Origin of the sequence: Ramlibacter albus (genome assembly GCF_014297445.1) — a bacterium.
Lineage (GTDB): Bacteria > Pseudomonadota > Gammaproteobacteria > Burkholderiales > Burkholderiaceae_C > Ramlibacter > Ramlibacter albus.
Window position 1 is genome coordinate 335,917 of the sequence record NZ_JACORU010000001.1, and the last position, 18,330, is coordinate 354,246.

The window sequence follows — 18,330 nt, forward strand, 5'->3', positions numbered from 1 at the left end:
CCATGAAAATCCTCGTGGCGATCGCATTCCTGGCCATCCTCGCCAGCCTCGGCTCGGCCTTGTGGTTCATGATGCGCGACGGCGCCGACGGCAAGCCGAAGACCAACAACATGGCCCGCGCGCTGGCTTTCCGCGTCGGCTTTTCCATCCTGCTGTTCGTCTGCATCCTCATTGCCTGGAAGTTCGGTCTGATCAGCCCCACCGGCATTCGCCCCGGCCAATGAAAAAAGCGCCTCGCGGCGCTTTTTTCATTGCGGTTGTGCGAGCCTCACAGCCAGTACACGAGCGTGTACAGGCCCAGCCACACCACGTCCACGAAGTGCCAGTACCACGCGGCGCCTTCGAAGCCGAAGTGGCGCTCGGGCGTGAAGTGGCCCTTCATCAGGCGCAGCGTGATGAACAGCAGCATCAGCATGCCGACCAGCACGTGGAAGCCGTGGAAGCCGGTCAGCATGAAGAACGTGGAGCCGTAGGCGCCCGACGTGAGCTTCAGGTTCAGGTCGGAGTACGCATGCGCGTATTCGTAGGCCTGCACGCCGACGAAGGTGGCGCCCAGTGCGACCGTGATCCACATCCACATGATGATCTTGCCGCGCGACGCGCCGGCCTGCAGCAGATGGTGCGCGATGGTCAGCGTGACGCCGGAGGACAGCAGCAGCGCGGTGTTGATGGTCGGCAGCCAGAACGGCGTCATCGTCTGGAAGGGCTCGATGATGCCGGCGGGCGACGCCGTCGCGCCCGGCGACACCGAGGGCCACACCGCCTTGAATTCGGGCCACAGCAGCGCGTTGTCGGCGCCGGCCAGGGCGGGCACCGAGTGCACGCGCATCCACCACAGGGCGGTGAAGAACGCGCCGAAGAACATCACCTCGGAGAAGATGAACCAGCTCATGCTCCAGCGGTAGCTGAAGTCGATCTTGCGGCCGTAGAGGCCGGTTTCGCTCTCGTGCACCGCGTCGCGGAACCACTGGAACAGCACCCAGAACAGCCACAGGAAGCCGAACAGCAGCGAATACTTGCCCCAGTCGGCGCCGTTGACCCAGTTGACCGCGCCGAGCAGCACGAAGAACAGGCCGAAGGCCGCCATCGCCGGGTGGCGCGACGGTTCGGGCACGTAGTAGTGGGGCGTGGTGCCGTGTGCGCTGGAACTCATTTTCTCGACTCCTGATCCTCTATCTCGGTATTCACTTTGCGACCCAGTTGACCAGGGCAATCAATCCCGCCACGAAGAGCACCACGACCACCACCGCCACGGCGATGACCTGGAAGGGATTCAACTTGCCGAAGTCCTCCTGCTGTCCGCTCGATTTCCTGATGCCGACGAACGACCAAAGCACCGCCCTGACCGCCTGCAGCAACTTCATAACTTCGCCACCTTGCCACCCACCTCGAAGAAGGTGTACGACAGGGTGATCGTCTTCACGTCCTTGGGCAGCTTCGGGTCCACCACGAAAGCCACCGGCCACTGCTTCTTCTCGCCCGGCTCCAGCGTGTACTGGTTGAAGCAGAAGCACTCGATCTTGTTGAAGTGCGCGGCCGCGTTGCGCGGCGCATAGCTCGGGATGGCCTGCGCCGCCATCTTGCGGTCCTGCACGTTCTGGAATTCGTACACCACCGTCGCGAGCTCGCCCGGGTGCACCTGCACCGAGGCCACCGCCGGCTTGAACTTCCACGGCCCCATCGTGTTGGCGTCGAATTCGACGGTGATGGTGCGCGAGGTGTCCACCTGCGTGTTCGGCCTGGCCGTGGAACTGCCGGGCACCTGCTTTTCGCCGACGGCGAGGATGTTGATGCCGGTGAGCTCGCAGATGTGCTTGTACAGCGGGATCAGGGCGTAGCCGAACGCGAACATGCCGGCGGCAATCACCGCCAGCTTGCCCGTCATCCGCAGGTTTTCGCGCTTGATGTCCATCTTGTTACCTGCCCAGCAGCACCATGCGGGCGATGAAGCCGATGAAGAACACCGCCACCACGGTCGCCAGGATCAGCGCCGTGCGCAGGTTCTTCTTGCGCTGCTCGTCGGTCATGTTCACGCTGGCGCTCAGTGGGCGACCACGCGGGTGGCGTCGGCCGACAGCTTCGGTGGCGTCTCGAAGGTGTGGAAGGGCGCCGGCGACGGCACTTCCCATTCCAGGCCCTCGGCGCCCTTGCCGTCGGGGTCGTTCCACGGGCGCTGCACGGCCTTCGGGCCCTTGCCCATCATGACGGGCAGCACGATCCAGAAGAAGAAGTACACCTGCGCGATGCCGAAGGCGAAGCCGCCGACCGAAGCGATCGCGTTGAAGTCGGCGAACTGCATCGGGTAGTCGGCGTAGCGGCGGGGCATGCCGGCCAGGCCCAGGAAGTGCATCGGGAAGAAGGTGACGTTGAACGCGATCAGCGACCACCAGAAGTGGATCTTGCCGCGCGTCTCGTTGTACATCACGCCCGTCCACTTGGGCGCCCAGTAGTAGAAGCCCGCGAACATGGCGTACAGCGAGCCGGCCACCAGCACGTAGTGGAAGTGGGCCACGACGTAGTAGGTGTCCTGCAGCAGCAGGTCGATCGGCGCCATGGCGAGGATCAGGCCGGTGAAGCCGCCCATCGTGAACACGAAGATGAAGCCCACGGCGAACAGCATCGGCGTCTCGAAGGTCATCGAGCCCTGCCACATCGTCGCGATCCAGTTGAACACCTTCACGGCCGTCGGCACCGCGATCAGCATCGTGGCGTACATGAAGAACAGCTGGCCGGTGACGGGCATGCCGGTCGTGAACATGTGGTGCGCCCACACGATGAACGACAGGATGGCGATGGAGGCCACGGCGTACACCATCGAGGCGTAGCCGAACAGCTTCTTGCGCGAGAACGCCGGCACCACGTGGCTGATGATGCCGAACGCCGGCAGGATCATGATGTAGACCTCGGGGTGGCCGAAGAACCAGAAGATGTGCTGGTACATCACCGGGTCGCCGCCGCCGGCGGGGTTGAAGAACACCGTGCCGAAGTGGCGGTCGGTCAGCGTCATCGTGATGGCGCCGGCCAGCACGGGCATCACCGCGATCAGCAGGTAGGCCGTGATCAGCCAGGTCCACACGAACATCGGCATCTTCATCAGCGTCATGCCGGGGGCGCGCATGTTGAGGATGGTCACGATGATGTTGATCGAGCCCATGATGGAGCTCGCGCCCATGATGTGCAGCGCGAAGATACCCGCGTCCATCGAGGGGCCCATCTGCAGCGTGAGCGGCGCGTAGAGCGTCCAGCCCGCGGCGGGCGCGCCGCCGGGCATGAAGAACGAGCCCACCACCATCAGGCCGGCCGGGATCAGCAGCCAGAAGCTGAAGTTGTTCATGCGCGCGAACGCCATGTCCGGCGCGCCGATCTGCAGCGGGATCATCCAGTTCGCGAAGCCCACGAAGCCCGGCATGATCGCGCCGAACACCATGATGATGCCGTGCATGGTGGTGAGCTGGTTGAACAGCTCGGGGTTGACGACCTGCAGGCCCGGCTGGAACAGCTCGGCGCGGATCAGCAGCGCCAGGATGCCGCCCACGATGAACATCGTGAACGAGAACAGCAGGTACAGCGTGCCGATGTCCTTGTGGTTGGTGGCATACACCCAGCGGCGCCAGCCGGCGGGCGCGTGGTGGTGGTCGTCGTGGGCGTGGTCGTGGTGGTCGAGTACGGCGCTCATGATTTACCTCTGTCCTTACTTCGCGCGCTGCGCCAGCACTTCGGCCGGCTGCACGAGCTGCCCGGTCTTGTTCGACCAGTTGTTCTTGGTGTAGCTGATCACCGCCGCGAGGTCGGTGTCGGAAAGCTGCTTCCACGACGGCATCGCGCCGCGGCCCTGCAGCACCACCTGGATCTCGGCGGCCTTGTTCGCGTCGAGCACGACCGGCGAGCCGTCCAGCGGCTTGATCGGGCCCGCGCCCTTGCCGTTGGGCTGGTGGCAGGCCGCGCAGTTGGCGGCATACACCTTCTCGCCGCGGGCCGTGATGTCGGCCAGCGTCCACACCTTGGCGGGGTCGTCCTGCTTGGCGGCCATCAGCTTCTTCTGGTCGGCCACCCAGGCGGTGTACTGCTCCGCGCTCACCACCTTCACGTGGATGGGCATGTAGGCGTGCTCCTTGCCGCACAGCTCGTAGCACTGGCCGTAGAAGTCGCCGGTCTTCTCGCTGCGGAACCACGTGTCGCGCACGAAGCCGGGGATGGCGTCCTGCTTGACGCCGAAGGCCGGGATGCCCCAGGCGTGGATCACGTCGTTGGCGGTGGTGACGATGCGCACCTTCTTGTTCACCGGCACGACCAGCGGGTTGTCGACCTTGAGCAGGAAGTTGTCCGGGGCGTTCTTCGCGCCGTCGTTGGAGATCTCGCGGTGCGTGGGGTCCAGCGTGGACAGGAAGCTCACGCCCTGGCCTTCGCCGTTGATGTAGTCGTAGCCCCACTTCCACTGGTAGCCGGTGGCCTTGATGGTCAGGTCGGCGTTGCTCGTGTCCTTGGAGGCGACCAGCACCTTGGTGGCGGGCAGCGCCATGCCGATCACGATGAGGAAGGGGATGATGGTCCAGACGATTTCGACCGTGACCGACTCGTGGAAGTTGGCGGGCTTGTGGCCGACCGACTTGCGGTGCTTCCAGATGGAATAGAACATCACCGAGAACACGGCGATGAAGATCACGAGGCAGGTGATCAGCATGAACCAGTGCAGCCAGGCGATTTCCACGCCGATGCGCGTGGCCGCGTTGTGCAGGTTCAGCTGGCGCACCGCCGGGCCGCCCGGCAGGTCCTGCACCGCGTGCGCGGCGCCCGCGAAAGCGCCGAGTGCCGCGAGGGCCGCCGCCTGGATGGAATGACTTTTCATCGTTCTTAGCCTCAAGCTCTCAATTCAAACTGTCCTGCCGGCCCTTGCGCGTCATGCCTCGCGCAAGGCCCTGCGAATCTCCTGCGCCAGCGCCGGGCGCAGCTCCGGGCGGAGGAACCGCCCCACGGCCACGCGCCGGCCCTGCCCCGACACCTCGATCAGGGAGCGGTCGTCCACGCTGGGCTCGACGCGAACCCAGTCGCGGTTGAATTCCGCGCGTTCCAGCCGCCCGGCGTTCTCCAGCTCCACCACCAGCCTGCGGCCCTGCAGCAGGATGTGCTCGCCGTCCGCCGCGTGGCGCGCGTACACGAGGAACGCGAGGCCCACGGCGGCCAGTTCGAGCCAGGCGAAGGGGAGGATCAACACCGCGCCCTGGAACCAGAAAAAGGTCCCGATCGCGAGCGACACGACGCACAGCGAGGCGTACAGCCAACCCAGCTGGGCCGGCGTCACCGAGCAGTTGCGCTTCAGGAACCAGTGGATGGCCTGGCCCTGGACAGTGGCGAAACGAAAGACGATGTTCGACACGAGCCGTCGCTCACAAAATCAACCGCGCATTGTAGCGCGGGTTCCCCCTGCCACTTTCCGGGGCGCGGGGTCTTGACCCATGTCAGGCTTGCGGCGGCCGCTGCAGCATGCGGCGCATGTCGTCCACCGAAAACGTGCTCTTTTCGCCCACCTTCACGCGCGGCTGCGGCTTGAGCGCGTGGCCGTAGATGACCTCGAAGGTGAGTGCCAGCCTCCCTTCGGCACCGCGCAGGTCGCGGCCGAGCGCCTCCTCGAGCGTGCGCCGCCATGCGCGGCCGCGCAGTGCGGGAAAGCGTTGCGGGTGCAGGTTGGCGCCGAGCTCGCGCAGTTCGGCGACGAGGCGCGCGGGCGTTTCGAACGTCAGCGTGATGCGCTCCATGTCCATCACCGGTTCGGCAAAGCCCGTGTGCACGAGCATGTCGCCCCAGTCGTGCATGTCGGTGAACTCGTGCGAGGGCGGCGGCCAGCCGAGCGCGGCGTAGAGCGCGCGCAGTTCGCGCAGCGTGTCGGGGCCGAGGCAGGAGAACATCAGGAAGCCGTCGGCTTCCAGCGCGCGGTGCCAGCGCGCGAGGAGCTGCTGCGGGTCGGCGCTCGTGTGCAGCCGCATGTTGGACCACAGCATCTGGGCGGCGCCGTCGGGTGCGTCGCCGAAAGTGGTGACGTCCCCGCGCAACCGTTGCCAGAGCGAAGGGGCGAGTGCGGCCCGCGCGGCCGCTTCGTGGTGCGGCTCGACCACGAGGCAGCGCGACCTGGCGTAGCGCTGCGCGACGCGCGCATGGGCGGCGAGGCCGCCGCGCACGGGCTCCCAGTCGACCCATGACGCCGGCTCGCGGCGGATCCACTCCAGCCGCTCTTCCATGCGGCGGCCCACTTCCTCGTGCAGCCACGGCGAGTGCGCGGGGGCGCGGCGCTGCCAGCGGTCGGCGGCGACGGGGTCGATGGTGGGTGGACGATCTTCGGCCATTTATGAAGGGGCGCGACGAGTATATTGACCCGATGCTCGGCACCTGGCTCTCCCGACTCGCACCGCTGGTGCCCAGCCGCTGCGCGGCGTGTGGGGCGTGGCCGGCCGAGCCGGTGTGCGATGCGTGCGTGCAGCGCTTTGCTGCGCCGCGGCCGCGGTGCCGCAGCTGTGCGCTGGCGGTGCCCGATGGCGTCGCGGTGTGCGGCGCGTGCCTGCGCGAGCCGCCGCCCCTCGAGCGATGCCACGCCGCCGTGTCCTATGGCTTTCCCTGGTCGCGTCTGCTCCTGCGCTTCAAGTTCGGCGACGAGCCCGGCTGGGCACGCACGCTGGCCGCTTTGATGCTCGATGCACCCGGCGTCGCGGCCAGCGTCGCGCAGGCGGACCTCGTGCTGCCGATGCCCTTGTCGCGCGAGCGGCTTGCGCTGCGCGGCTTCAACCAGTCGCACGAGCTGGCGCGGGCGCTTGCACCCGAGAAGGCCGACGCGGGCCTGCTGCTGCGCCTGCGCGACACCGCGCCGCAAACCGCGCTCAGCCGCCGCGAACGCCAGGCCAACGTGCGCGGCGCATTCGGTGTCGAGCCGCTGCGCGCAGCCGACGTGCGCGAGCGCGCGATCCTGCTCGTCGACGACGTGATGACCAGCGGCGCTTCCCTGTTCTCGGCCGCGCAGGCGCTGCGTGCCGCCGGCGCCGCCTCGGTCGGCGCCGCCGTCGTCGCGCGCACCGACGAGCCCGAATGATCCCCGCCTGATGTTCAACATCGTCCTCGTCCACCCCGAAATCCCGCCCAACACCGGCAACGTGATCCGCCTAGCGGCCAACACCGCCTGCGCGCTGCACCTGGTCGAGCCGCTCGGCTTCTCGATGGACGACAAGCACATGAAGCGCGCCGGGCTGGACTACCACGAGTACGCCGACGTTCGGCGTCACGCATCGTGGCCGGCGTTCCTGGCCAACGAGCAGCCGAAGCGCGATCGCATGTTCGCGCTCACGACGCGCGGCACGCGGTTCGTGCATGACGTCGAATTCGCGCGTGGCGACTGGCTCGTGTTCGGCTCGGAGACGAGTGGGCTGCCCGAGGAAATCCGCGCCGACTTCGCCGAAGCGCAGCGCCTGAAGCTGCCGATGCGCCCCGGCCAGCGCAGCCTCAACCTCTCCAACGCCGTCGCGGTGACGGTGTTCGAGGCCTGGCGGCAGAACGGCTTCGCGGCCTAGGGATAGCGGCGCGACAGCGTCTCGGCCACGCAGACCGGCTTGTCGCTGCCCTCGCGCTCGATCAAGACGTTCCACGCCATCTGCATGCCGCCGTTCTCGATGGGTTCGCAGCTGGCGAGCTTCATGCGCGCGCGCAGCCGGCTGCCCACGGGCACGGGCGCCGTGAACCGCACCTTGTTCAGGCCGTAGTTCACGCCCATGCGGGTGTTCTCGATGGTGAACGAGCTCTCGAAGAACTTCGGGATCAGCGACAGCGTGAGGAAGCCGTGCGCGATGGGCGCGCCGAACGGCCCGGCCTTCGCGCGCTCCACGTCGACGTGGATCCACTGGTGGTCGCCGGTGGCTTCGGCGAACTTGTTCACCTGCTCCTGCGTGATCGTGAGCCAGTCGCTCACGGCGACTTCCTGGCCGACGAGGGGCGGCAGTGCATCAAGGGATGGGAGGACTTTCATGCCCTCAAGTATCGAGCCAACGGCAAATCCCTTCCCACTGCTCCAGGTCGCGCTCCACGCGGCCCGGCGACACGTCGAACAGCGTGAGCCCGCGCGCCGCGAGGTGGATGTAGTTCTGCGTCGGCCGCAGGTAGCCCAGCACGGGCAGCCCGAGGCTCTTGGTGAACTCCTGCAGGTGGTCGGCCGCGATGGTGCGCGGGTCGACGCGCATGCCGATGATGCCCACCTGCACGTGCGAGGACTTGCCCTGCTGCGCCAGCTCGTCCAGGAAGTGCCGCGTGGCGAAGATGTCGAAGATGCTCGGCTGCAGGGGCACCACCACCTTGTCGGCGATCTTCAGGGCCTCCTTGAACAGCTTGCCGTGCATGCCGGCCGGCGTGTCCAGCACCACGTGGGTCGTGCCCTTGGGCGGCCGGGCCATCTCCTTCTCGCCCACGTCCCAGCTGGAAATGGCGCGTGCCTGCGGCGGGCGCAGGCCGAGCCACAGGCGCGAGGACTGCTGGCGGTCCACGTCGCCCAGCATCACCTTGTGCCCCTTCGACGCGAAGTACCCGGCGATGTTGGTGGCCAGGGTGGACTTCCCGACACCGCCTTTCGGATTGGCAACGACCACGACTGGCATCATTCGGCTCCATCTGCGCCTTGCGCGCTGCTTTGCTATGTTACCGGCCATGGATGAGTCCGCAACCGAGCCGGTGCGCGCCCGGGCCTACGTGCTGGCCGCGCACCCCCACTGGCGGGAGTCGCGGGTGAACCGCCGCCTCCTGGAGGCCGCCCGGGCCGCGCCGGGGGTGGTGGTGCGCGACCTCTATGGCAGCTACCCCGATTTCGACATCGACGTGGCCGCCGAACAGCGCGCCGTGGAGGCGGCGCCGCTCATCGTGCTGCAGCACCCGATCCAGTGGTACTCCATGCCGCCGCTGATGAAACTGTGGCTGGACGAAGTGCTCACCTACGGCTGGGCGTACGGCCACGGCCCGACCGCCCTGCAGGGCAAGGACGTGTGGCTCGTGGCGACGACCGGCGGCTCCGAGGGCTCGTACCACCCGCAGGGCTACAACCGCTACTTCTTCGACGCATTCCTGCCGCCCTACGAGCAGACAGCAGCCCTGTGCGGCATGCGCTTCCTGCCGCCTCTGGTGCTGCACGGTGCGCACCGGGCCAGCGAGGCCGCGATCGCCGAGCACGTGCAGGTCTATGCCGAGCGCCTGCGCTCCTACCCGGACTGGCCGGAGATGGACGAGCTGGAGCCGTGCCCTGCGTGCGTGGTCCCGCCCCTGGACCGGCCCCTGCCGACCTGAGCATGGAACACGCACCCGCCTGGCTGACCAATTCGCTGATCTACCTCGGCGCCGCCGTGCTCGCGGTGCCGCTGTCGCGCGCACTCGGGCTCGGCTCGATCATCGGCTACCTCGCCGCGGGCATCGCCATCGGCCCGTGGGGCCTGAAACTGGTGAGCAACGTCGAGGACATCCTGCACTTCGCCGAATTCGGCGTGGTGCTGATGCTGTTCCTCGTGGGCCTGGAGCTGGAGCCGCGCCGCTTGTGGAGCCTGCGCCGGCCGATCTTCGGCTGGGGCACGGCGCAGGTCGTGGGCTGCGCGCTCGCGATCTTCCTCGCGGGCATCGCCTTCGGCGTGCCTTGGCGCATCGCGCTCGTGGCCGCGCTCGGGCTTGCACTGTCGTCCACGGCCATTGCGCTGCAGGTGATGGGCGAGCGCAACCTGCTGCCAACCTCCAGCGGGCAGGCGGGCTTTTCCATCCTGCTGTTCCAGGACGTCGCGGCCATCCCCATCCTCGCATTGCTGCCGCTGCTGGGCGGCACGGTCGACCACGGCAACGACGGCAACAACGCCGTGGAAGCGCTGCGCATCGTGGCGGTGATCGGCGGCATCGTGCTGGGCGGCCGGCTGCTGCTGCGGCCCGTGCTGCGCTGGATCGCGCGCAGCAACACGCCGGAGATCTTCACGGCGGCTTCGCTGCTGCTCGTCGTCGCCATCGCCGCGCTGATGCAGTTCGTCGGCCTGTCGATGGCGCTGGGGGCCTTCCTCGCGGGCGTGCTGCTGGCCGAGAGCGAGTACCGGCGCGAGCTGGAAACCGACATCGAGCCCTTCAAGGGCCTGCTGCTGGGCCTGTTCTTCATCGCGGTGGGCATGAGCATCGACTTCGGCGTGCTCGCGCGCTCGCCGGGGCTGATGGCCGCGATCGTGCTGGGCTTTCTTGCCGCGAAGGCGGTGGTGATCTGGGCCATCTCGGTGGGCATGCGCATCCCGCTCGCGGAGCGGCCGGTCTTCACGCTGCTTCTGGCGCAGGGCGGCGAATTCGCGTTCGTCGTGTTCCAGGCGGCTGCCGGCAGCAAGGTGTTCTCGCCCGAGACCGCATCGCTGCTGATCGGCGCGGTGGCGGTGTCGATGCTGGTCTCGCCGCTGCTGCTGGTCGCGGTGGACCGCCTCGTGCTGCCGCGCTTCGCGAGCCGCGCCGGCGCCGGGATGGAGGAGCTGAGCGAGCCGCAGCGCGCGCCGGTGATCATCGCGGGCTTCGGCCGCTATGGGCAGATCATCGGCCGGCTGCTCACCGCCGAAGGCTTCGCCTCCACCGTGCTGGACCACGACGCGGACATGGTGGAGGCCGCGCGCACCTTCGGCTACAAGGTGCACTACGGCGACGCGACGCGCATGGACCTGCTGCGCACGGCGGGCGCCGAGTCGGCACGCATCCTCGTGGTCGCCGTCGACGACCGCGAGCAGTCGCTGCGCATCGTCGACCTCGCGCGTGAAAACTTCCCGCATCTCGAGCTGGTCGCGCGCGCCCGCGACGTGACGCACTGGAACGAGCTGCGCGACCGCGGCGTGATGCTGGTGGAGCGCGAGCTGTTCGAGTCCAGCCTCAGGAGCGGCCGTACCGTGCTGGAGGCGCTGGGCATCGAGCCCCACGACGCGCGCCGCCGCGCGATGCGCTTTCGCCGCCACAACCTCGAGCTGTTCGAGAAGATGTACCTGCACCACCGCGACCGCGCCCGCCTGATCGCCGTGGTCAAGGAGGGGCGCAAGCAGTTCGAGGAGCAGATGGCGCGCGAGCGCGCCGAGGCGGCCGACCGGCGCCAGCGCGGCGAACGGCAGGGCTGGGCCAGCGCGGAAACGGACCGCGACGCGGCCAATCCCTAAAGGCCCTAGGCAATTTGCTTAAGGCGCCCCGGGGCGCGGCCGCTTCAATCGGGTGCATGGACCGTGCCCCCGAACCCGTCGCCAGCCTCGAGCGCGAGCTTGCGCTGGCGCGCGCAACCGCCCTGCAACTCACGCGCGAGCGCGAGCTGCTCGTCTCCACGCTCGATGCCGGCAACGACGGCATCCTGACGCTGCAGTACTCCGACGGCTCGATCTTCTACAACATCCGCTTCATCGAGCTGTGGAACATCCCCGAGGACCACCTCGGGGACATCAGCGACAAGGCGCTGGTCGAGCACCAGCTCACGCAGGTGAAGGACCCCGCTGCCTGGACGGCGCAGGTGCTGCGGCGCCGGGCCAACCCGGAAGCCGAGGACCTGTCGACGGTCGAGCTGAAGGACGGCCGCGTGCTGGAGCGCCGCGTCGTGCCGCAGCGCATGCACGGGCGCTGCGTCGGCAGCGTCATCATCTTCCGCGACATCACCGAGCGGCTGCGCCACGAGCAGAAGATGCTGTTCAACCACCTCGTGCTGGAGAACGCCGGCCCGATGGTGTGGATCGAGCGCGGGTCGCTGAAGGTCACCTGGGCCAACCCCGCCGCGTGCGCGCACTTCGGGTACCCGGTCGACGAGTTCGTGGGAATGACTGTCGCCGACTTCGACCCGTCGTTCGGCCCCGCGGACGTGAAGTGGCTGGACACCGCGCTCGCCGAGACGCGCGGGCAGGTGAAGTTCGAGTCGCGCCACCGCTGCAAGGACGGCCGCATGCGCGACGCACAGGTGACCACCTTCCTCACCGAGGCCAACGGTCAGTCGCTCTACATCTGCGCGTTCAAGGACATCTCGCGCCAGAAGGCGGCCGAGCGCGACCAGAACCGGCAGCGCGCCACGCTGCAGTCGCTCATCGACTCGATCTCGGACGCCGTCTACTACAAGGACACAGAGGGGCGCTACCTCGGCTGCAACGCCGCCTTCGCCGCGCTGGCGCGGGCGCCGCGCGACGCGATCATCGGCCGCACGGCGCGGGACTTCTTCCCGGCGGAGATGGCAAGCGCGGTGCGCTCGCGCGACGAACGGTGCCTGCGCGAGCGCCGCGAACATTCATCGGAGGGCCGTTTCGGGGGCGCGACCTGGGACACCGTGGTCGCGCCCCTCTGGGACGAGAACGGCGAGCTGCAGGGGACGCTCGGGGTGAGCCGCGACATCAGCGGGCGGGTGCGTGCCGAGGAGGAGGTGCGCCGCGCGAAGGAAGAGGCCGAGGCCGCGACGCGGATGAAGTCCGACTTCCTCGCCAACATGAGCCACGAGATCCGCACGCCGATGAACGCCATCATCGGCCTGTCGCATCTCGTGCTCAAGACCGAGCTCACGCCGCGCCAGCGCGACTACATCCACAAGGTGCAGTCGTCCGGCCAGCACCTGCTGGGCCTGCTCAACGACATCCTCGACTTCTCGAAGGTGGAGGCCGGCAAGCTGGACCTGGAACGCGCCGGTTTCGAGCTGGAGAAGCTGCTGGAGACAACGTGCGGCCTCGTGAGCGAGAAATGCCATGCGAAGGGGCTGGAGCTTGTCTTCGACGTCGCGCCGGACGTGCCCGGCACGCTGGTGGGCGACTCGCTGCGCCTCGGGCAGGTGCTGCTCAATTACGCGAACAACGCCGTGAAGTTCACCGAGAAGGGCGAGGTGCTCGTGTCGGTGCGCGCGAGCGAACGCACCGAGCGCGACGTGCTGCTGCACTTCCGCGTCAAGGACACGGGCATCGGCCTCACGCCGGAACAGGCGGCCCGGCTCTTCCAGAGCTTTTCGCAAGGCGACACGTCGACGACGCGCAAGTTCGGCGGCACGGGCCTCGGCCTGGCCATCTGCAAACGGCTGGCGGAGCTGATGGGCGGCGAAGTAGGCGTGGAAAGCGAATTCGGCAAGGGCAGCACCTTCTGGTTCACCGCGCGCGTGGGCATCGGCGAGCAGCGCCGCCGCGAGCTGGTGCCGCGGCCCGACCTGCGCGGGCGGCGCGCGCTCGTGGTCGACGACAACGAGCACGCCCGCGCCGTGATCGTGGAGATGCTGCAGGGGATGACGTTCACGACCGCGGAAGCCCGTGACGGCGCGAGCGCGCTCGAAGCCGTGCGTCGCGCGGCGGCGGACGGCCACCCGTACGACATCGTCTACCTCGACTGGCGCATGCCGGGCATGGACGGGACCGAGTGCGCGCGTCGCATCCGCGCGCTGGGCCTCGACGCGCCGCCGCTGATGCTGATGGTGACCGCCTTCGGCCGCGACGAGATCCTGAAGGAGGCGACTCAGGCCGGCATCGACAACGTGCTCGTCAAGCCCGTGAGCCCGTCGCAGCTGTTCGACACCACGATGGGTGTGTTGGGCGTACGCGGCGAGGCCCCGGTTGCCGCCCAGCCGTCCGCCGCCGATGCTCGCCTGGCCCCGGTGCGCGGCGCGCGCATCCTGCTCGTGGAAGACAACGACATCAACCAGCAGGTCGCGCGCGAGCTGCTGGAGGAAGCCGGCCTCGTCGTGGACGTTGCGGACAACGGCGCGATCGCCGTGCGCAAGGTCGACGAGGCGGAATATGACCTCGTGTTCATGGACATGCAGATGCCCGTGATGGACGGCGTGTCGGCTACCGAAGCCATCCGCGTGAGCGGGCGCCACCAGCGCCTGCCGATCGTGGCGATGACCGCCAACGCGATGGCGCAGGACCGGCAGGCCTGCCTCGACGCGGGCATGAACGACTTCCTCGTCAAGCCGATCGACCCGCGGGACCTGGGGTCCATCCTGCTGCGCTGGATTCGTCCGCGCACGGCGGTCGTGCAGCCGGTGCCGTCCGCCGCCGCCGCACCCGCGGCGGACGGGCTGCCGGTCGTGCCGGGGCTCGACACGAAGACGGGCCTCGCCCGCATGGTGGGCAAGAAGCCGCTGTACCTGAAACTGCTCGCGCGTTATGCGCAGGGGCAGGCGGCTGCCACCACCGAGGTCCGCAACGCGTACGAGGGCGGCGATGCAGTGACGGCCGAGCGCGTCGCGCACACGCTCAAGGGCGTCTCCGGCACCATTGGCGCGACTCGCATCGAAGCGCTGGCCGCGCGCGTGGAACACGCCTTGCGCGAGAAACAGCCGCGAGCCGAGGTGCTCTCGCGCCTCGATGCACTCGAACCCGAACTGGCGGCGCTCGTGGCCGCCCTTGGAATGCAACTCGCGGAGCCGGTGCATGGATGATCTCGTCAACCGCCTGACGCAGCAGCTCGCCGCGGCGCAGGCCGCGCTGCACAAGTCGCAGGCGCGGCTGGGCACCGTCACCAAGACGCTGGAGGCGCGCTCGCAGGAGCTGGTGGAAGCCCGCGCGGCCGTGTCGCTGCTGCTCGCCACGCTGGACTCCACGACCGACGGCGTGCTCGCGCTCGGCCACTTCGGCCGCGCCGTGCACTACAACCTGAGCTTCATCGAGATGTGGCGCATTCCCCAGGACAAGCTGGAGGCGCTGAACGAGGCGGCCCTGCTCGCGATGCAGCTCGCGCAGGTGCAGGACCCCGAAGGCTTCCTCGCCGGCGTGGAAGCGCGCCGCGCCCACCCGGACCGAGAGCACGCGGGAGAGGTGCACCTCACGGACGGCCGCGTGATCGAGTGGCGCATGCGTCCGCAAAGCGTGCGCGGCCGCCGCGTCGGCACCGTGACTTGCTACCGCGAGAGGAAGCCGTCCCACACCAGCTTGGCGCCGGTCAGGAACATCCCGAGGTAGACCAGCCGGTAGAACAGCACCGGGTCGATGCGCTTGGCCATGCGCACGCCGATCCACACGCCCACAGGCGCGAGCGGCAGCAACACGAGCGAGGTCGACATGTTGCGCAGGTCGAGCAAACCGAGCCACGCGTACGGCACCCACTTGCTCAGGTTGATCACGAAGAAGAACACGGCCATCGTCGCGGTGAAGACGATGGGCGGCAGCCGCATCGGCAGCACGTAGGCATTGATCGGTGGGCCGCCGGCGTGCGACACGAAGCTCGTGAAGCCCGAGGTGACGGTGAGGATCACGCCCACCCACTTCGGCGGGTGCGGGCTGTTGGGCCCCGGCGGGAAGGCCAGCCGCTGCGCCAGGAACAGCAGCGTGAAGATGCCGACGATGCCGGCGACGAGCCGTGTGTCGAGCAGCTTGAACGACAGCGTGCCGACCAGCGTGCCCACGAGCCCGAGCGGCACGAGGAAGCGGATCAGCTGCCAGTCGAAGTGGCGCCTGAATGCGGCCAGCCCCATGATGTCCATCACGAACAGGATGGGCATCATGATCGCGGCGGCCTGCGGCACGGTGACCGTCAGCGCCATCATCGGCACGACGAGCGAGCCGAAGCCCGAGCCGAAGCCGCTCTTGCTGATGCCCATGAGGAGCACCGCGGGGACGGCGATGGCGTAGAACTGCCAGTCGGTGATGAGGGGAAGCGTCGTCGTCAAGCCTGCGATTGTGCCGACTGCCGCAGGGGCAGTGAGCGCAACCGCCGGCCGCTGGCTGCATGCACTGCGTTCGCCAGCGCCGGCGCCACCGGCGGCAGGCCCACTTCGCCCAGGCCGCCCAGCGGCCCATCGCTCTCGACGAAGAACACGTCGATGGGTGGCACCTGCGCGAGCTGCAGCAGCGGGTAGTCCGGGAAGCTGCGCTGCGCGACCGCCCCGTTCTCGATGGTGATCGCCTCGCCCATCGCGGCGCTCAGCCCCATCACGATGCCGCCTTGCACCTGCTGCGCGCCCGTGTCCTTGTGCACCACGTAGCCGCAGTCGACCACCGCGGTGATGCGGTGCACCTGCACCTTGCCCTCCGAGAGCGACGCCTCGACGACTTCGGCAACGACGCTGCCGAAGCTTTCCACCAGCGCGACGCCGCGCCCGCGGCCTGCCGGCAGCGGCGTACCCCAGCCGCTGCGCCGGGCCACTTCGTCCAGCACCTTGCGGTGGCGCGAACCGGCGGGCACGTGCCGGCGGCGGAATTCCAGCGGGTCCATCTTCGCGGCCGCCGCGAGTTCGTCGATGAAGCTTTCGGTGAAGAAGCCGTGCTGGCTGTGCGCCACGCTGCGCCACGCGCCGTAGCGAACGTGCGTGGGGCTGACCACCGCTTCCATCAGCTGGTTGGGCACGTCGTAGGGGATCGGGAAGCCTTCGTTGATCAGCTCCGGCGTGTCGATGAAACGCTGGCGCCACGAGGCGATGCGGCCCTGCGCGTCCAGCTTCGCCTCGATCCGCGTGGCGATCGCGGGGCGGTAGGCGCCCTGCGCGAAGTCCTCCTCGCGGCTCCAGATCAATTTGACGGGGGCCGGCGACATCGCTTTCGCGATGTGGACGGCCTGCTCGAGATGGTCCTTCTTGGGCGCGGAGCGTCGGCCGAAGCCGCCGCCCAGCGACATCGGCGTGAACTCGACATCGTCCAGCGAGATGCCGGCCGCCTTGGCGACGTTGTTGCGCGCGCCCAGCGCGTCCTGCTCGCTGCCCCACACCCGCATGCGCTTGCCGTCCCACTGCGCCGTGACGTTGATCGGCTCCATGGTGGCGTGGTGCAGGAAGGGCACTTCGTACGCCGCCTGCACGACGCGGCCTTCTGCCTTGGCCACGTCGCCGCGCGACACGAGCTTCTTGCCGTCGGCGGAGGCCAGTGCCACGTCGAACTGGCGGGAGATCGAAGCGCTGTTCACGCCCTCGCTCGCGGTGGCGGTGAACACGGGCTTGAGCTTGCCGAGCGCGGTGCGCGCCTGCCAGTAGCCGTCCGCGACGACGGCCACGGCGTTGGGCAGGCGCAGGACCTTGCGCACACCAGCGACAGCGAGTGCGGGCGCATCCGCGACCTCGAGCAGGCGCTCGCCGTGCACGGGCGCCGCGCGCACCGTGGCCACGAGCATGCCGGGCAACTGCACGTCGATGCCGTACTTCGTGCGGCCCGTCACCTTGGCGGGGATGTCCAGCCGCGGCGGGGCGGTGCCGACCAGGCGGAATTCGCTGCGGGGTTTCAGGCGGGGATGGCGCGGCACGTCCAGCGTGGCGGCTGCGCCGGCCAGCTCACCGTAGGCGATGGAGCGGCCGCTGCCGGCGTGGACCACGCGGCCCCCTTGCGTCCGCAATTCAGCGGCGGGCACGCCGAGCTTCTGCGCACCGGCCGCGACCAGCATCTCGCGCGCCGCGGCGCCCGCCGCGCGCAGGCCGAACTGGCCCGTGTAGCGGACGGCCGCCGAGCCGCCGGTGACCTGCATGCTGGCCAGGCGGGCGACTTCGCCGAACGCGACCTCGGCCGCCCGCTCGAAGCCTGCGGGCGCCGGCCCCTTCATCAGGAAGGCGCCGACGAAGAAACGGTTGGCGAAGGCCGGGTCTGCAGGCGCCTGCGCCACGCGCACTTGCGCCCAGTCGGCATCCAGCTCCTCGGCCACCATCATCGCCAGCGCCGTCGCGGAGCCCTGGCCCATGTCGGAGTGGGGGACCAGCACGGTGACGGCGCCGTCGCCCGCGACCTGCACCCAACCAGCAAGCAGCGGCGCGGCAGAGGAGCCGGCCTGTGCGGCGCGCTTCTCGAAATGCGAATCGCGAGCGGCGAGGCCTGCCACGCCGACGGTGAGGACTCCGCCGACGGCAGCAGCACTTCCGATCAACCACGTGCGGCGCTTCATGACTGCACCTTCGCGTTCGCCTTGGCCGCCGCGTGGATCGCAGCGCGCACACGGGGGTAGGTGCCGCAGCGGCAGATGTTGGTCATCGCCGCATCGATGTCGGCATCGGTGGGCGAGGGATTGGCGGCGAGCAGCGCGGATGCGGCCATCAGCATGCCGGACTGGCAGTAGCCGCATTGCGGCACCTGCAGCTCGACCCATGCTTTCTGCACCGGGTGTTCGCCGGCGGCGCCGAGCCCTTCGATCGTGGTGACCTTCGCGCCGGCCGCGCCCTCCACGGGGAACATGCAGGACCGCACCGGCGCGCCGTTGACGTGGACGGTGCATGCACCGCAAGCCGCGATGCCGCAACCGAACTTGGTGCCGGTGAGGCCGGCGGTCTCCCGAATGACCCACAGCAGCGGCATCTGCGGGTCGACGTCGAAGGTGCGGGGGGTTCCGTTGAGCGACAGTGTGGTCGGCATGAGGGGCTTTCGTGGTGGGGGCTTGCGCGCCACAATGCTGGCGTGCCGCGCTGGG

General features: G+C 68.8%; 20 protein-coding genes. 7 read left to right on the forward strand and 13 right to left on the reverse strand.

Annotation, left to right across the window (positions count from 1 at the left end):
- The first annotated feature begins 2 nt into the window (after positions 1-2).
- Positions 3-224, forward strand: coding sequence for a twin transmembrane helix small protein (locus H8R02_RS01620; RefSeq protein WP_187079593.1), 222 nt, complete (start codon positions 3-5; stop codon positions 222-224).
- Positions 225-268: 44 nt separating this feature from the next.
- On the opposite strand, the gene H8R02_RS01625 is transcribed toward H8R02_RS01620, so the two are convergent.
- The 8 genes from H8R02_RS01625 to H8R02_RS01655 form a co-directional block, all read right to left on the reverse strand.
- Entirely contained in the window at positions 269-1,153 is an 885-nt protein-coding gene (locus tag H8R02_RS01625; RefSeq protein ID WP_187079594.1) for a cytochrome c oxidase subunit 3, read from the reverse strand.
- A 31-nt stretch (positions 1,154-1,184) separates the two neighbouring features.
- On the reverse strand, positions 1,185-1,364 hold the full coding sequence (locus tag H8R02_RS01630; RefSeq protein ID WP_187079595.1) for a DUF2970 domain-containing protein: 180 nt from the start codon (positions 1,362-1,364) through the stop codon (positions 1,185-1,187).
- On the reverse strand, positions 1,361-1,912 hold the full coding sequence (locus H8R02_RS01635; RefSeq protein ID WP_187079596.1) for a cytochrome c oxidase assembly protein: 552 nt from the start codon (positions 1,910-1,912) through the stop codon (positions 1,361-1,363). Before H8R02_RS01635 ends, H8R02_RS01630 begins: the two co-directional genes overlap by 4 nt.
- A gap of 4 nt (positions 1,913-1,916) precedes the next feature.
- Positions 1,917-2,027 carry a cytochrome oxidase small assembly protein gene (locus tag H8R02_RS30030; RefSeq protein ID WP_222622347.1) on the reverse strand — a complete coding sequence of 37 codons (111 nt, stop codon included), beginning with the start codon at positions 2,025-2,027 and terminating at the stop codon, positions 1,917-1,919.
- A gap of 14 nt (positions 2,028-2,041) precedes the next feature.
- Positions 2,042-3,676, reverse strand: a complete 1,635-nt coding sequence (gene ctaD, locus H8R02_RS01640) for a cytochrome c oxidase subunit I (protein ID WP_187079597.1) — start codon at positions 3,674-3,676, stop codon at positions 2,042-2,044.
- 15 nt (positions 3,677-3,691) lie between these two features.
- On the reverse strand, positions 3,692-4,846 hold the full coding sequence (gene coxB / locus H8R02_RS01645) for a cytochrome c oxidase subunit II (protein WP_187079598.1): 1,155 nt from the start codon (positions 4,844-4,846) through the stop codon (positions 3,692-3,694).
- A 51-nt stretch (positions 4,847-4,897) separates the two neighbouring features.
- Positions 4,898-5,374 (reverse strand): DUF2244 domain-containing protein, encoded by a 477-nt coding sequence (locus tag H8R02_RS01650; protein WP_187079599.1) that lies wholly within the window; start codon positions 5,372-5,374, stop codon positions 4,898-4,900.
- 82 nt (positions 5,375-5,456) lie between these two features.
- Positions 5,457-6,338 carry a methyltransferase domain-containing protein gene (locus H8R02_RS01655; RefSeq protein ID WP_187079600.1) on the reverse strand — a complete coding sequence of 294 codons (882 nt, stop codon included), beginning with the start codon at positions 6,336-6,338 and terminating at the stop codon, positions 5,457-5,459.
- Positions 6,339-6,370: 32 nt separating this feature from the next.
- Between H8R02_RS01655 and H8R02_RS01660 the strand changes: the two genes are divergently transcribed.
- The gene (locus tag H8R02_RS01660) at positions 6,371-7,075 is read left to right on the forward strand and encodes a ComF family protein (protein WP_187079601.1); all 705 of its coding nucleotides are present in this window, start codon (positions 6,371-6,373) and stop codon (positions 7,073-7,075) included.
- Between the two features lie 10 nt (positions 7,076-7,085).
- Complete coding sequence (trmL, locus tag H8R02_RS01665) at positions 7,086-7,550, forward strand: tRNA (uridine(34)/cytosine(34)/5-carboxymethylaminomethyluridine(34)-2'-O)-methyltransferase TrmL (protein WP_187079602.1); 465 nt, start codon at positions 7,086-7,088, stop codon at positions 7,548-7,550.
- Here trmL and H8R02_RS01670 read toward each other — a convergent pair.
- Entirely contained in the window at positions 7,547-8,002 is a 456-nt protein-coding gene (locus H8R02_RS01670; protein ID WP_187079603.1) for a MaoC family dehydratase, read from the reverse strand. The genes trmL and H8R02_RS01670 overlap by 4 nt on opposite strands.
- 4 nt (positions 8,003-8,006) lie before the next feature.
- The gene (locus tag H8R02_RS01675) at positions 8,007-8,624 is read right to left on the reverse strand and encodes a ParA family protein (protein ID WP_187080572.1); all 618 of its coding nucleotides are present in this window, start codon (positions 8,622-8,624) and stop codon (positions 8,007-8,009) included.
- 49 nt (positions 8,625-8,673) lie between these two features.
- Here H8R02_RS01675 and kefF point away from each other — a divergent pair, with 49 nt between their 5' ends.
- Genes kefF through H8R02_RS01695 form a run of 4 tightly spaced genes read left to right on the forward strand, consistent with a single transcriptional unit; the run spans position 8,674 to position 14,912 of the window.
- Positions 8,674-9,303, forward strand: a complete 630-nt coding sequence (gene kefF / locus H8R02_RS01680) for a glutathione-regulated potassium-efflux system oxidoreductase KefF (protein ID WP_187079604.1) — start codon at positions 8,674-8,676, stop codon at positions 9,301-9,303.
- Between the two features lie 2 nt (positions 9,304-9,305).
- The gene (kefC, locus tag H8R02_RS01685) at positions 9,306-11,165 is read left to right on the forward strand and encodes a glutathione-regulated potassium-efflux system protein KefC (RefSeq protein ID WP_187079605.1); all 1,860 of its coding nucleotides are present in this window, start codon (positions 9,306-9,308) and stop codon (positions 11,163-11,165) included.
- A 56-nt stretch (positions 11,166-11,221) separates the two neighbouring features.
- A complete protein-coding gene (locus tag H8R02_RS01690) occupies positions 11,222-14,392 on the forward strand; it encodes a response regulator (protein WP_187079606.1) in 3,171 nt (1,056 codons plus the stop codon).
- A complete protein-coding gene (locus H8R02_RS01695) occupies positions 14,385-14,912 on the forward strand; it encodes a hypothetical protein (protein WP_187079607.1) in 528 nt (175 codons plus the stop codon). Before H8R02_RS01690 ends, H8R02_RS01695 begins: the two co-directional genes overlap by 8 nt.
- On the opposite strand, the gene H8R02_RS01700 is transcribed toward H8R02_RS01695, so the two are convergent.
- From H8R02_RS01700 to H8R02_RS01710, 3 genes are read right to left on the reverse strand one after another with little or no spacing between them, the layout of a single operon-like run.
- On the reverse strand, positions 14,852-15,619 hold the full coding sequence (locus H8R02_RS01700) for a sulfite exporter TauE/SafE family protein (protein WP_255429122.1): 768 nt from the start codon (positions 15,617-15,619) through the stop codon (positions 14,852-14,854). The two genes, H8R02_RS01695 and H8R02_RS01700, sit on opposite strands and share 61 nt — an antisense overlap.
- Complete coding sequence (locus tag H8R02_RS01705; protein ID WP_187079608.1) at positions 15,616-17,811, reverse strand: xanthine dehydrogenase family protein molybdopterin-binding subunit; 2,196 nt, start codon at positions 17,809-17,811, stop codon at positions 15,616-15,618. The genes H8R02_RS01700 and H8R02_RS01705 overlap by 4 nt, the downstream gene beginning before the upstream one ends.
- Positions 17,808-18,275: a (2Fe-2S)-binding protein gene (locus H8R02_RS01710; RefSeq protein ID WP_222622306.1), complete on the reverse strand. Its 468-nt coding sequence runs from the start codon at positions 18,273-18,275 to the stop codon at positions 17,808-17,810. The genes H8R02_RS01705 and H8R02_RS01710 overlap by 4 nt, the downstream gene beginning before the upstream one ends.
- Between the last annotated feature and the right edge of the window lie 55 nt (positions 18,276-18,330).